Source organism: Micromonospora noduli (genome assembly GCF_003264475.1).
Lineage (GTDB): Bacteria > Actinomycetota > Actinomycetes > Mycobacteriales > Micromonosporaceae > Micromonospora > Micromonospora noduli.
In genome coordinates this window covers 159,218-172,544 of the sequence record NZ_PYAC01000001.1, presented here as the reverse complement: position 1 = coordinate 172,544, position 13,327 = coordinate 159,218, and the positions used below count along the sequence as shown (strand labels likewise).

The 13,327-nt window shown below is 72.5% G+C and carries 13 protein-coding genes; 6 read left to right on the top strand and 7 right to left on the bottom strand.

All coding sequences use genetic code 11. The annotated features are described in order from the left end of the window. The first annotated feature begins 71 nt into the window (after positions 1-71). From MED15_RS00790 to MED15_RS00775, 4 genes are all read left to right on the top strand, one after another. On the top strand, positions 72-1,298 hold the full coding sequence (locus tag MED15_RS00790) for a hypothetical protein (RefSeq protein WP_112734558.1): 1,227 nt from the start codon (positions 72-74) through the stop codon (positions 1,296-1,298). Positions 1,299-1,332: 34 nt separating this feature from the next. Continuing rightward, positions 1,333-1,773 (top strand): hypothetical protein, encoded by a 441-nt coding sequence (locus tag MED15_RS00785; RefSeq protein WP_112602463.1) that lies wholly within the window; start codon positions 1,333-1,335, stop codon positions 1,771-1,773. A gap of 80 nt (positions 1,774-1,853) precedes the next feature. Next, complete coding sequence (locus MED15_RS00780; protein WP_112590056.1) at positions 1,854-2,426, top strand: GNAT family N-acetyltransferase; 573 nt, start codon at positions 1,854-1,856, stop codon at positions 2,424-2,426. A 29-nt stretch (positions 2,427-2,455) separates the two neighbouring features. Continuing rightward, the gene (locus MED15_RS00775; RefSeq protein ID WP_112734557.1) at positions 2,456-2,869 is read left to right on the top strand and encodes a type II toxin-antitoxin system Phd/YefM family antitoxin; all 414 of its coding nucleotides are present in this window, start codon (positions 2,456-2,458) and stop codon (positions 2,867-2,869) included. Positions 2,870-2,953: 84 nt separating this feature from the next. Here the strand turns inward: MED15_RS00775 and MED15_RS00770 are convergent, their stop codons facing one another. The 7 genes from MED15_RS00770 to MED15_RS00740 form a co-directional block, all read right to left on the bottom strand. Then, the gene (locus MED15_RS00770) at positions 2,954-4,021 is read right to left on the bottom strand and encodes an ABC transporter ATP-binding protein (protein WP_112590061.1); all 1,068 of its coding nucleotides are present in this window, start codon (positions 4,019-4,021) and stop codon (positions 2,954-2,956) included. Beyond that, positions 4,018-4,854 (bottom strand): molybdate ABC transporter permease subunit, encoded by an 837-nt coding sequence (modB, locus tag MED15_RS00765; RefSeq protein ID WP_112590066.1) that lies wholly within the window; start codon positions 4,852-4,854, stop codon positions 4,018-4,020. The genes MED15_RS00770 and modB overlap by 4 nt, the downstream gene beginning before the upstream one ends. After that, a complete protein-coding gene (gene modA, locus MED15_RS00760; RefSeq protein WP_425271068.1) occupies positions 4,851-5,618 on the bottom strand; it encodes a molybdate ABC transporter substrate-binding protein in 768 nt (255 codons plus the stop codon). Before modA ends, modB begins: the two co-directional genes overlap by 4 nt. Positions 5,619-5,725: 107 nt before the next feature. After that, positions 5,726-6,148: a TOBE domain-containing protein gene (locus MED15_RS00755; RefSeq protein WP_112699363.1), complete on the bottom strand. Its 423-nt coding sequence runs from the start codon at positions 6,146-6,148 to the stop codon at positions 5,726-5,728. Between the two features lie 498 nt (positions 6,149-6,646). Continuing rightward, positions 6,647-7,039, bottom strand: coding sequence for an SCO5389 family protein (locus MED15_RS00750; RefSeq protein WP_112590077.1), 393 nt, complete (start codon positions 7,037-7,039; stop codon positions 6,647-6,649). Positions 7,040-7,166: 127 nt separating this feature from the next. Continuing rightward, the gene (smpB, locus tag MED15_RS00745; RefSeq protein ID WP_112590079.1) at positions 7,167-7,658 is read right to left on the bottom strand and encodes an SsrA-binding protein SmpB; all 492 of its coding nucleotides are present in this window, start codon (positions 7,656-7,658) and stop codon (positions 7,167-7,169) included. A gap of 25 nt (positions 7,659-7,683) precedes the next feature. After that, positions 7,684-9,921 (bottom strand): hypothetical protein, encoded by a 2,238-nt coding sequence (locus MED15_RS00740; protein ID WP_112590082.1) that lies wholly within the window; start codon positions 9,919-9,921, stop codon positions 7,684-7,686. Positions 9,922-10,072: 151 nt separating this feature from the next. Here MED15_RS00740 and MED15_RS00735 point away from each other — a divergent pair, with 151 nt between their 5' ends. Both MED15_RS00735 and MED15_RS00730 read left to right on the top strand, forming a co-directional pair. After that, entirely contained in the window at positions 10,073-11,731 is a 1,659-nt protein-coding gene (locus MED15_RS00735; protein ID WP_112590084.1) for an NAD(P)/FAD-dependent oxidoreductase, read from the top strand. 98 nt (positions 11,732-11,829) lie between these two features. Further along, positions 11,830-13,263: an ATP-binding protein gene (locus MED15_RS00730; protein WP_112699360.1), complete on the top strand. Its 1,434-nt coding sequence runs from the start codon at positions 11,830-11,832 to the stop codon at positions 13,261-13,263. Positions 13,264-13,327 lie beyond the last annotated feature (64 nt).

The following is a 13,327-nucleotide window of genomic DNA, read 5'->3' as shown; positions in this document are numbered from 1 at the left end:
CTGCGGCGTACCACGAGAAGAGCGACTTCCCCGCGCGGCCGGCGGACCGGGGGATTGGGGAGGCGGGGCGGATGGACCGGTGGCGCAGCCACGCGGCGACGCTGGCCGCCCGGGCGGTCGCGGCCGGCCGCGGCGGAGCACGCCTGGCCCGCCGGGTGCCGGCGCCCTGGCCGTACGTCATCGGCCTGTTCCTCGGCGCGAAGCTGCTGCTCACAGTGCTCGGGCTCCTGGCCCTGCACGCCTGGGACGACATCCCCGGTGCGCCGCCGGCCGACGAGACGTTGATGTGGGCGCAACAGCGGGAGATCTCCGGGCACCGGTGGATCTCCTTCTGGTTCGCCTGGGACTCGCTGCTCTACCTGCGGCTGAGCGAGCTGCCGCTGACCGGGCCGTGGCGAGACTTCGGATTCCCGCTGTTGTACCCGTTCCTGGCCCGGCCCCTCGGCGCGGTGCTCGGCGGCGACAACGCCCTGGCCCTGCTGGTGATCAGCAACGTCGCGTTCCTGCTGGCGCTCTGGTACGGCTACCGGCTGGCGGAGCTGCTGCTCGGCGACGCGGACACGGCCCGCCGGTTCACCCGGTACCTGGTGCTGCTGCCGACCGCGTTCCTGTTCCAGGCCGCACTGACCGAGTCGCTCTTCGTCTGCCTCGCGTTGGCCGCCTTCTACTACGCCGAGCGACGCCGGTGGCTGCTGGTCGGCGTGATCGGCTACTTCCTGGCGATGAGCCGCTCCGTCGGCCTGCTCGTGGCGCTGCCGCTGGCCCTGGTGCTGCTCCGGCAGCACGACTGGCGGCTCGGGCCGCGCGCCCTGCTCGGCTACCTCCGGATCGGCTGGCCGTTGGTGCTGCTACCCGCCGGATGGTTCACCTTCATGGCGTACTGCCGGTGGCGGGGTGGGGACTGGTTCGCCTACCAGCACGCCCAGGAGACCGGATGGGGCATCAAGGTGCAGAACCCCGTTCCGGTGCTGCTCAACGGGTTGACCGGGGAGCCGCGCGACGCCGCTCGGGCGTGGTTCGCCGTGGCCGTCCTGGCCGTGCTGGTCGCCGGGTTCCGCCGCCGGGAGCTGGCCTACCTGGTGTACGGCATCCTCATGGTGCTGGTGCCGCTGTCGATGGGTCCGCCGGTGTACAAGAGCCTGCTGCGCTATCTGCTCGCCGCCTTTCCGGTGGCGCTGGTGCTGGCTCGCTGGGCCCGCCACGCCAGCGTCGACGTGTGGCTGACCGCGACGCTCGCCGTGGTGCAGGGCGTGCTGTTCGTGCTCTGGCTCAGCTACTGGACCCACATGATCATCTGATTGGCGCTGCCGTCGGCCGGGCAAGATGTACACGATGACCGAGCCACGGGTACGCCTCGACGACCTGGGCGCCTGGCTGATCAAGGGCAACGCTGACCTGGTCGACCTCGCCGCCCGGTTCGCCCGCGAGCCACTGGTGACGAGCTGGTGCGTGCGTCCCGGCTACCGGGCGCGGTTGATGCGCGCCGGGCAGCCGGTGGTCTTCTGGGCCAGCGGCAGCCGGGGCCGACTGCCGTACGGAGTATGGGGCGTCGGGCGGGTCACCGGGGCGGCCGAGCCAGGCGCACCGGGGCAGCCGTGGTCGGTGCCGCTGGATCTGCCCATCCTCGCCGAACGGGACCGGGTATCCCGGCTGCTGCTGCGCGCCGATGACCGGCTCGCCGCCCTGGAGGTGTTCCGTCAGCCGCAGGCCGCCAACCCCTCCTACCTGACCGTGGCCCAGTTCGCCGCGCTGCGTACCCATCTGCCGGAGTGAGCGGCCCCGGGCCGTGACCGACCTGCGGCCCTGTGCGAGTCTGCTACCCGTCGTTGCCAACGCACCTTCGGGGAGGCCCGGTGTTCGCCCTGCCGCTGACCGAGGACGTCGAGCTGCGCCCGTTGAACCCGTGGCGGGCCGAGGAGTTCCTCGCCCACCTCGATCGGGCCCGTGAGCACATCCAGCCCTGGGTGTCGCCGTCCTTCGTCGCCACCGATCTGCCGTCGGCCCGTGCGGTGTTGCAGCGGTACGCCGACTTCTGGGCCAGCGACAGCGGTGGCATCTGGGGGCTGTGGTGGCGGGGCACACTCGTGGGTGGGGTCATGTTCGTGTCGTTCGACGTGACCCGGGGCGTCTGCGAGGTCGGTTGCTGGGTGGAGCCGGCAGCGCAGGGCAGGGGCATGGTCGCCCCGGCGGTGCGCCGGATCGTCGACTGGGCGGTGCGCGAGCGCGGCATCCAGCGGGTGGAGTGGCGTACCAACGCCGACAACACCCGCAGCAAGGCCCTCGCCGACCGGCTCGGCCTGCGCCTCGACGGCACGCTGCGCCAGGTCAGCCCGGGTCCGCACGGTCGGATCGACCTTGAGGTCTGGTCGGTGCTGGCCGACGAGTGGTCCGCCCGCCACGCACCGTCCACTGACGACAGCGAATAGTTGTCATACCCGAGCGGCACCATGCATCCATGGCCGTCCCCGCGCTCACCCCTCATTCCGACCCGCCGCGTTCCGTGCCGCTGCGTGAGGCGCGCACCCGGTTCAGTCAGCTCGTCGCGCTGGCCGAGCTGACCGACGCGGTCACCGTCGTCACCCGCGACGGCGATCCCCGCCCGGTCGCCGCGATCGTCCCCGCCGCAGCCGCCCGCAGCGGCGCCCAGGCCCGCGCCGACGCCGACCGGCTCGCAACGGTCACCGCCGGCTGGGCCCGCCGCCTCGAGGAGCAGCACCGACGCAGCACACAACGACACGCCGCCGAGCTTGGCGCGGTCCGCGCGGCGCTGGCCGAGGCGTGGGCCGAGCTGGACAGCCGGGTCGTCCCGGGCAGCGACGCGACACTGGCCCGGCTGCGCGCCGCACACGCCGACCTGCTCGCCGGCTGACCCGCGGCGGTCTGCTTGGCGCGGGCGGCGGCGAGGGACGCGCCGGCCCGGTCCACCCCCGGTGACAATGTGGCCGGCGTCGGGTCAGCCGGTGGCCGGGTACGCGTGGGTCTCGGTCGCCTTGACCGCCACCCAGACCCGCTGGCCGGGGATCAGCCGCAGCTGGGCGGCGGCGGCCGGCGTGACGTCGGCGGCCACCCCGATCGGTCCGTCCAGTTGCACCCGCACGTTGTCACCGTGGCGCTGGACGCCGGCCACGGTGCCGGCCCAGGTGTTCCGTGGGCTGCCCTCCGGCCGGGCCGGGTGTAGAGCCACCGCGGCCGGACGGAACGCCACGAACGCTTCGCCGTCCAACCGGTCGGCGACCGTGAGGGTCAGCTCCGGCGAAACCCGCACCCCGTGCCCGTCGGCGCGACCCCGGTACAGGTTCAGCCCGACCAGCCGGGCGACGTAGTCGGTGCGCGGGCGTGCGGTGACGCTCGGCCCGTCGCCCTCCTGCACCACCCGGCCACCCTCGACGATGACCAGCCGGTCGGCCAACGCCAGCGCGTCCAGCGGATCGTGGGTGACCAGCACCGTCGCGCCCGCGTGCGCCGACAGGTGCCGGTGCAGCTCCGCGCGGGTGTCCAGCCGGGTGCGGGCGTCCAGCGCGGCGAGTGGCTCGTCCAACAGCAGCAGCGACGGCGCCACGGCCAACGCGCGGGCCAGCGCCACCCGCTGCGCCTGACCGCCGGAGAGCTGCCGCGGCCGGCGCTGCGCCTGCGCGTCAAGCCCCACCCGACCCAGCCACTCCAGGGCCGTGGCGCGGGCGGCCCGCCGCTCGACGCCGTGCCGGCGCGGCCCGAAGGCCACGTTGTCCAATGCGCTGAGGTGCGGAAAGAGCAGGTAGTCCTGGAAGACCACGCCGATCGACCGGCGTTCGGTGGGCACCCAGCCACCGGTCGCCGGGCGGTCCAGGTCGACGTCGTCGAGGGTGACGTGCCCGTCGGTGAGGGGATGCAGCCCGGCCAGCGCCCGCAGCGCGGTGGTCTTGCCGGCGCCGTTCGGGCCGAGCAGCGCCACCACCTCGCCCGGCGCGACCCGCAGCGGCACGTCGAGCCGAAAGACGCCCCGGTCGACGACGAGCCGCGCGTCGAGAAGCCGGTCGCTCATGCGGTGGTCATCCAGCGGTCCCGCAACGCCACCAGGATGCCTACCGACACGACGAGCAGCACCAGGCTGAGCACGATCGCCGACTCCAGGTCCGTCTCCAACGCCAGGTAGACCGCGAGCGGCATGGTCTGCGTCCGGCCTGGGTAGTTGCCGGCGAAGGTGATGGTGGCACCGAACTCGCCGAGCGCCCGCGCCCAGCAGAGCACCGCCCCGGCGGCCAGACCGGGCGCCACCAGCGGCAGCGTGACGTGGGTGAAGGTGGTCCACCGGCTGGCGCCCAACGTCGCCGCGGCCTCCTCGAAGCGGTGGTCGGCGGCGCGTAACGCACCCTCCACGGCGATCACCAGGAACGGCATGGCGACGAACGCCTCGGCCAGCACGACACCCGTGGTGGTGAAGGGCAGGGTGACGCCGAACGTGCTGTCGAGCCAGCCGCCGAGCAGGCCGCGCCGGCCGAAGACCAGCAACAGCGCCACCCCACCGACCACCGGCGGCAGCACCAGCGGCACGGTGACCAGCGCGCGTACCAGCCGACGGCCGGGAAACTCGACCCGGGCCAGCACCCAGGCGAGCGGCACCCCGAGCAGCAGGCAGAGCGCGGTGGCCAGGGTGGCGGTCTGCACCGACAGCCGCAGTGCGGTCAACGCGCCCGGCTCGGTGAGCCGCTCCGGCAGCGTCGTCCACGGTGCCCGGATCAGCAGCCCCGCCAACGGCAGGACGAGAAACAGCAACCCCAGCCCGGCGGGGATCAGCAGCGCCGCCGGCACCCGCCCCCGCCGTCGAGACGCGGCCGGCCGACGGCGGGGTGTGTTGTGGTCGTGGACCTGCCTCACGGAGCCTGGAACCCCGCCTCGGCGAGGACCGCCTGCGCCGGCGCCGAGCGGACGTACGCGACGAAGGCCCGTGCGCCGTCCGGATTCGGCGCGTTCTTCAACGCGACGATCGGGTAGTCGTTGACCGCCCGCGCCGACTCGGGAAACTCCACACCGGTCACGTCGGCGCTCGCCACCCGCGTGTCCGTTCGGTAGACCAGTGCCGCGTCGACCTCGCCGAGCTTCACCTTGGCGAGCGCACCCTTGACGTCCCGTTCCAGGGTGACCGGCGTCAGCGCGACGCCGGCCGCGTCCAGGGCGGCGCGGGCCGCAGCGCCGCAGGGAACCTGACTGGCGCAGAGCGCCACCTTCACACCCGGGTTGGTCAGGTCGGCCAGGCCGACCACCGCCTTCGGGTTGCCCCCGGGCACCGCGATCACCAACTGGTTGCGAGCGAAGACGCTCGGCGTGCCGTCGGCGTCGCCGGCCTCGACAACCGTGGTCATGTTCGCCGGGGCGGCCGAGGCGAACACGTCCGCCGGCGCGCCCTGGGTGATCTGGTTGGCCAGGGCGGAACTGCCGGCGACGTTGAGGGTCACGCGGCTGCCCGGGTTGGCGGCCTCGAAGTCCTTCCCGATCCGAGTGAACGACTCGGTCAGCGAGGCGGCCGCGAACACGGTCACCGGGCCGGTCACCCGCCCGTCCCCACCGCTGCCGGTTGCCCGGCCGTCGCCCGCGCTGCAGCCGGTCACCGCCAGGCCGGTGACCGCCAGGCCGGCTGCCACCAGCACGGCCACCGCCGTACGCCTGCCCCGTGCGTCTATCCGCCCGGCCGTCCGCGCGTTCATCCGCCCGGCCGTCCGCGCGTTCATCCGCCCGGCAGTCCCCGCGTTCATCTGGCCGACCGTCCGCGCGCCGGGGCGGGTGCGGCCCGCTCCACCACGACCGTGGTCGACTTGATCACCGCAACGGCCACCGAACCGACCCGCAGGTCCAGCTCGTCGACGGCCTCCCGGCTCATCAGCGAAACGACCCGGAACGGGCCTGCCTGGATGTCGACCTGGGCCATCACCGTGTCCTTACGGACGTCGACGACGATGCCGCGCAACCGGTTGCGGGCCGAGGAGAACTCGGCGCCCGCATCCGGGTCGGTGGCCTGAGCGCGAGCGAACGACGCCAGGTCGACGCCGTCGACGACGCGGTGGCCGTGCTCGTCGCGCCCGGCCGGCAGGCGCCCGGCGTCCACCCAGCGGCGAATGGTGTCGGCGCTGACGCCGAGCAGGTCGGCCGCCTCCCCGATCCGGTACGTCGTCACCCGCTCACCCTAAACCCGCATCTGCCAGGGGGAAAGCTCGACATTGGCAGCAACCGCGTTTACTGAGGGCCGCAAGGCCAGCATTCGCGCCTTTCTGCCCGGTGTCCGGACGCCTGCGGCCCTCCTTGGGCGCTCCCGCAAGATCGCGCTCGAACCAGGAAGTAGTGGTGTCGCGTACCGATGAAGCCACTGCATCCTGGTTCGAGCACGATCTTGGGCGCGGGGCGCGGGGCGCGGGGCGCCCCAAAACCCGCACCCGGTCGGTCGGGCCCGGTGTCCGTCGTCAAGATCCGCGCAATATCAGGGATGTTGCTGCCTCTCCCGCGTCGAAGGCAGCAACATCCGGGAAGTTGCCTAGATCTTGGGCCGTCGCCGTCGCCGTCGCCGTGGCCGTGGCCGTGGCCGTGGGGTGTGGGCGCGGGGTGGGCGTGGGGTGGGCGTGGGGTGGGCGTGGGGTGGGCGGCGGGCGGGCTCGCGTGAGCCCGCCCGCCGCGACGGTCAGCAGTTGCGGAGTTCGGGGGACTGGTTGAGCAGTTGGCCACGGGTCGACACGAAGCGGCGGTAGCGCTCGCTGTCGACGGCCGATGGGCGGAACGCGGCGACGCGGTGGCAGTTCTGGAAGGCCAGGCGTACGCCGAAGTGTCGCTCCAGGCCGGCGCGGATCGCGTCGCTCGCCAGCGCGCGGAGCAGTTGACCCCGGTCGGCGTCGGTGGGCGGCGGGACGACGTTGTCGGCCAGGTCGGCGTCGCCGGCCTCCAGTTCCGCGACCACCCGGCTGACGGTGGCCCAGGCGTACGGCAGCGAGTCACGGACGCAGGCGATGAACGCCTCGTCGTCGATGGGGCCGCGTTCGGCGGCGTCGAGCAGGGCGGGCGGGACGGTGAGTGACATGGTTCTCCTCCGCTTCAGCTAATGATTACCGTTTTCATTAACGGCGTCGACTGAGCAGACCACGTCATCGCAGGGACGTCAACGACCGCAGGGCGTGCCGCGTGAAAGAACCGCGATCCGAAGGAGGTCAGGGCCGGCGGGGGTGGCCCTTGAGGTGCCGGCCCAGCTCGCGGGCGATCTCCCGGTTGGCGTCGCGCTCGGCCAGCGTCTGCCGCTTGTCGTAGGAGCGCTTGCCCTTGGCGAGAGCCAACTCGACCTTGGCGTAGCCGTTCTCGAAGTACATCGACAGCGGGACCATGGTCACCCCACCCTCGCGGACCTTGTCCAGGATCCGGTCGATTTCGGCGCGGTGCAGCAGCAGCTTGCGGTTGCGGCGCGGGGCGTGGTTGGTCCACGTGCCGTAGGCGTACTCGGCGATGTGCAGGCCGTACAACACGATCTCCCCGTCGCGCTCGTGCGCGAACGCGTCCACCAGGGAGGCCCGCCCCTCGCGCAGCGACTTCACCTCGGTGCCGACCAGCACGATGCCCGCCTCGTACGTGCGCAGCACTGTGTACTCGTGCCGGGCCTTCTTGTTCGAGGCGATCAACCGGCGTTCGGGCTGCTTGGAGGGGCTCACCCCGCGACGATATCCGGCCGCTGCCTCAGCCGGTCGTCCGGCGTTCGGCGAGCAGTCGCGCGGTCAGGTCCCGTACCGCGTCCCCGAACGCCTCCTGCGACTCACACGGCCAGTGTCCGAGGATCGGTGGTGGAACGCTGTCGCTGGGCGCCGGCACCACGTCCTGCGGGTCGGTCAACCGCCGGTCCACGGTCGCCGGCGGACCGGTCAGCGTCTCGGCCTCCCCGGGACGGTGGGAGGCGAAGATCCAGCCGCCGATCGGGTCGGTGTCACGCCACAGGTTGATCCAGCGCCAGCCGATCCGTTCGCCGATCTCCCGCAGCGCCGGCTCGTCGGCGTAGGCCGGGAAGAGCCGGGAGTACAGCCGGCCCAGCGGTGACCCGTAGGTCAGCAGGGCGACCCGCTCGGTGATCCGGGTGGGCAGTTGCAGGACCGTGGCGGCGAGCAGCACCGAGCCGTGGCTGTGTCCGGCCAGCAGCACACCCTGCCCCTGTTCGACCAGGTAGGTGATGCGCTTGGCCAACTCCGGCACGGCCCGCTCGGCGTAGCAGGGCGGCGCGAACGGGTGCGCCGCCCGGGGCCAGAAGGTGCCCAGATCCCAGAGCACCCCCACGTACCGACGGAACTGTGCCGTCCGGTACGCGAAGATGCCGCCCACCACCAGGCCGAGCAGGATCGCGGCGATCACGTAGCTACCCGAACCGATCAGGAAGTTGACCATGCCCTCCGGCACGCCGATGTAGCGCTGCGCCACGTCGCCGGGTGGGAGCTGGAGCAGGCCGAGCACGCTGGTGGCCAGGCCGAGCGCCGCCAGGCCGGCGTACACCACGGAGAGCGGTTCCAACCGTTCGGTGAAGCGGGCCCGGGCCACCGCCTGCTCGACCCGCCGCAGCCGGGCCGCCGCCCGCGGCGGCGCGTCCGGGAAGTCGGCGGCCACGATCGCCCGCGCGGCCCGCCGCCGCCCGCGCCGGGTCATCCTGGTGACCAGGCCGGCCACCAGTAGTGCGGTCACCACGGCCAGGAAAAACCCGAAGATCGCCCATTTGTACGCCAGCGGAGGGCTGGTTTCCAGGCCGTCCGCGGTCGTCCCTTCGCGATCGAGCAGGTCCGCCACCCGGTAGACCAGCTCGGCCGAGAACGCCACGGCGAGCCCGGCCGAGATCGTCATGAAGACCGGCGCTCCCAACGCGCGTATCGGTGACCGGCTCTGCCCGCCGCCCCGCCGCCAGATCACCAGGGCGGCGAGCGCAACCACCAGGACCGTCTGACTGACGAACAGCCAGGCCACGATTGCGCCGTAACCGGGCAGCGCACCGCCTTGCGGCCACGGCGCCGGGCTGATGACGACGTGCACGATCACCAGCATCGTCAGGCCGCAGGTGATGGTGCGCAGCCCGCGGAAGACGGCGTCCACCCGGGGCGACCGGTCGGTGCGGTCGATGCTCGGCACCACGGTGACCATGACCAGGCAGGCCAGCAGCGCCGCCCCGGTGGCCGTCAACAGGATCACCATCACCCACGAGCGGTGCTGGCTGGCTCGCGCGGCCAGCAGGCTGCCGCTCAGCGTGGCGAACGCCGCCGCGACATGGACCGAGCGCAACCGGCCCACCAGCGGCTCGCCGTCCCACTGGCCGACGGCGCTCAACTGGTGTTTCGACGTCAGCGTCGAAGGCGTCCGGAACGCGTCGAACGAATGGCCCGGGCGAGCGCCCAACCACCAGACGAGCCCGATGGCGGCGACCGGCACGAGCGCCAGCACACCCAGGCGCAGCCCGGTCGGGCGCCCGCCGAGCCAGGACAGCCAGCTCCGGCCGGACAGGCAGGACGGGGTGTCCATGCAGCGCCACGCGACCAGGTCCAGCGCCACCCCGACGATGGAGAGCACGTAGAGCACGGTGAGGGTGAGGGCGAGCACCCGGCACAACGCCATGAAGCCGCGCTGCGAGACGGTGTTCGCCGGACGCATCCAGAGCGCCACGTTGCAGAGCATGAACGGCAGCAGGAAGACCAGCGACAGCGTCCGCACGGCAGTGCCGGAGGGCAGGTCACTCCAGCGGTACGCCTCCAGCGTCACCCCGTCCGTTCCGGTGGAGTCGGGATAGCCGGGTCGGGGTCGGTAGAAACCTCCGCTGCGGTCTCCGGCGACCTGGTGCACGTACGGCCGGTCCAACACCTGGTCCGCGCCCGCGCCGGAGACACCGTGCACCCGCAGCTCCACGATCCCGCCCGACGTCGTCGGTCCGGTCGGTGTCGCGTCCGCCATGGGCCCCCCGAGGTTCGCGCGGCAACCGGGCGGGTCGTCGATGTCCGGCCACCCGCGCGGCTTCCCGGCTTACCCGTCTGCGAGGCGGTCAACCGTGGGTCGGACCTTGGCGATGGTGCGGTCGACCCTCGACAGGTGATTTCATGGCGCCATGGCGAACCCGGTGATCCTGACCGTCGACGACGACCCCGTGGTGTCCCGGGCGGTGGCCCGGGACATCCGGCGCCGCTACGGCGACCGCTACCGGGTGTTGCGGGCGTCCTCCGGCCCGGAGGCGCTGGACGCGCTGCGCGAGGTCAAACTGCGCGGCGAACAGGTGGCGCTGCTGCTGGCCGACCACCGGATGCCGGAGATGACCGGCGTCGAGTTCCTGGAAGCGGCCATGGACATCTTCCCGGCGGCCCGCCGGGTGCTGCTCACCGCGTACGCGGACACCGACGCCGCGATCGAGGCCATCAACGTGGTCGACCTGGACCACTACCTGCTCAAGCCCTGGCACCCGCCGGAGGAGAAGCTGTACCCGGTGGTCGACGGGCTGCTGGAGGCGTGGGCGGTCACCCCGGACGCGGCCAGCGCGGAGATCCGGGTCGTCGGGCACCGCTGGTCGGCCCCGTCGTTCAAGGTCCGCGACTTCCTGGCCCGCAACCTGGTGCCGTATAGGTGGCTGTTGTCCGACGATCCGGAGGGCGTCCGGTTGCTCGACGCGGCCGGGGCCACCGAGGCGGACGTACCGCTGGTGGTGACGCCGGAGGGCAAGGCGTTGGTCGCCCCGAGCGAGGCCGAGTTGGCCGCGCTGGCCGGGTTGACGGTGGTGCCGGCGTGTGACTTCTACGACCTGGTGGTGATCGGCGGCGGCCCCGCCGGTCTCGGTTCGGCGGTGTACGGCGCGTCGGAGGGGCTGCGCACCGTGCTCGTTGAGCGACGGGCGACCGGCGGTCAGGCCGGGCAGAGCAGCCGCATCGAGAACTACCTGGGCTTCCCGGACGGTGTCTCCGGCGCGCAGTTGACCGATCGGGCTCGGCGGCAGGCGGTCAAGTTCGGCGCCGAGTTGCTCAGCGCCCGGGAGGTGGTCGGTCTCAGCGAGGCCGGCGGTGCCCGGCTGCTGCGCTTCGGCGACGGCACCGAGATCGCCGCGCACACAGTGGTGCTGGCCACCGGCGTGTCGTACCGGGTGCTCGACGCCCCGGGGCTGGCCGACTTCACCGGGCGGGGGGTGTTCTACGGCGCCGCCGCCACCGAGGCGCCGAGCTGCGTCGAGCAGGACGTCTACATCGTCGGCGGGGCGAACTCCGCCGGCCAGGCGGCGGTCCACTTCTCCCGGTACGCGTCGAGGGTGCACCTGCTCATCCGTGGTGCGGACCTGACCAACTCGATGTCGCGTTACCTGATCGACCAGCTGGAACGGATCGACCGGATCACCGTGCACCCGCACACCGCCGTGGTCGGCGGGGCGGGGGAGGACCACCTGGAACGGCTCACCCTCTGCGACACCCGCACCGGGGAGGCCCGCTCGGTCGACACCTCCTGGCTGTTCATCTTCATCGGCGCGGAGCCCCGCACCGACTGGCTGGACGGGGTGCTGGTCCGCGACGACCGTGGTTTCATCGTGACCGGTCCGGATCTGCTCGCCGGGGGGCGGCGGCCGGCCGGCTGGTCGCTGTCGCGCGACCCGTACCACCTGGAGACCAGCGTGCCGGGCGTGTTCGCCGCCGGCGACGTGCGGGCCGAGTCGGTCAAGCGGGTCGCCTCGGCCGTCGGCGAGGGTGCGATGGCGGTGTCGCTGGTGCACCGCTACCTGGAGGCCCAGTGAGCCGGTTCTGCGAGCCCAGTCGCGAGCGAAGGAGTCCCGGTGAGCGCGAGGAGTGAGCCGGGTTTGCGAGCCCCGCAGTCGCGAGCGAAGGAGTCCCTGTGACCACCGAGTCTGACCGGCTGACACCGGCGCAGTTGCGCACCCTGTTCCTGTTCGAGGCGCTCGACGACGGGCAGCTCGACTGGCTGGCCGAGCACGGCCGGGTCGAGCAGCGCGCCGGCGGCACCCTCGTGTACGGCGAGGGTGAGCCCGCGACCTGCTTCTTCGTGCTGGTGCGGGGGGCGGTGGCGTTGAGTCGCCTGGTGCGCGGCGACGACGTCGAGGTCAGCCGGACCGACCAGCGCGGGGTGTACGGCGGGGCCACTCAGGCGTACCTGGGTGACCAGGTCGACCAGATCTACCGCAACAGCCTGCGGGCGGTGACCGACGCGGAGTTCTTCGTGCTGCCGGCGGAGGACTTCGCGTACGCCCTGCGGTCGTGGTTCCCGATGCCCATGCACCTGTTGGAGGGGCTGTTCTTCGGGATGCGGGACAGTCAGGCCATCGTCGGTGAGCGGGAGCGGTTGCTGGCCCTCGGTTCGCTCTCGGCGGGGTTGACCCACGAGCTGAACAATCCGGCCGCGGCGGCGGTGCGGGCCACGTCGGTTCTGCGGGACCGGGTCGCCGGGATGCGGCACAAGCTCGCCATGATCGCCGACGGGCGGCTCGACGGAAGCGCCCTGCACGGCCTGGTCGCCTTGCAGGAGGAGGCGGTCGCCCGGGTGGCCACCGCGCCGAAGCTGACCCCGATGGCCACCGCCGACGCCGAGGACACTCTCACCGACTGGCTGGAGGACCATGGCGTCGGCGGGGCCTGGGACCTGGCGCCGATCCTGGTCGGCGGTGGGCTCGACGCGGCCTGGCTGGCGCAGGTCAAGGCCGCGGTCGGCGCCGCGGACCTGGAGGCGGCGGTGCGTTGGCTCACCTACACGGTCGACACCGAGCTGCTGATGCGCGAGATCGGCGACGCGGTCACCCGGATCTCGGGGCTCGTGGACGCCGCCAAGCAGTACTCGCAGCTGGACCGCGCGCCGCACCGGGTGGTGGACGTGCACGACCTGCTCGACGCCACGCTGGTGATGTTCAAGGGCAAGATCCCCGCCGAGGTCAAGCTGGCCCGCGAGTACGACCGGGGCCTCCCACCGGTCCCGGCGTACGCGGCCGAGCTGAACCAGGTGTGGACCAACCTGATCGACAACGCGCTGGGCGCGATGGGGGAGAAGGGTGTGTTGACCGTCCGTACCGGACGGGTCGGCGACCAACTGGCGGTGGAGATCACCGACACCGGGCCGGGCATCCCGCCGGAGGTGCGTCCGCGCATCTTCGAGCCGTTCTTCACCACCAAGCCGGTCGGCGCGGGCACCGGCCTGGGGCTGGACATCTCGTACCGGATCGTGGTGCACAAACACCACGGCGACATCCGGGTGGAGACCGAGCCGGGGCGTACCACCTTCCGGGTCCTGCTGCCGATCACCGAGGACGCACCGCACTGAAGTCCACGCGTCCGCCGCGCCGATCTTGCAGTTTCGGTTGCCGATATGGGTGGTACGCCGCCTT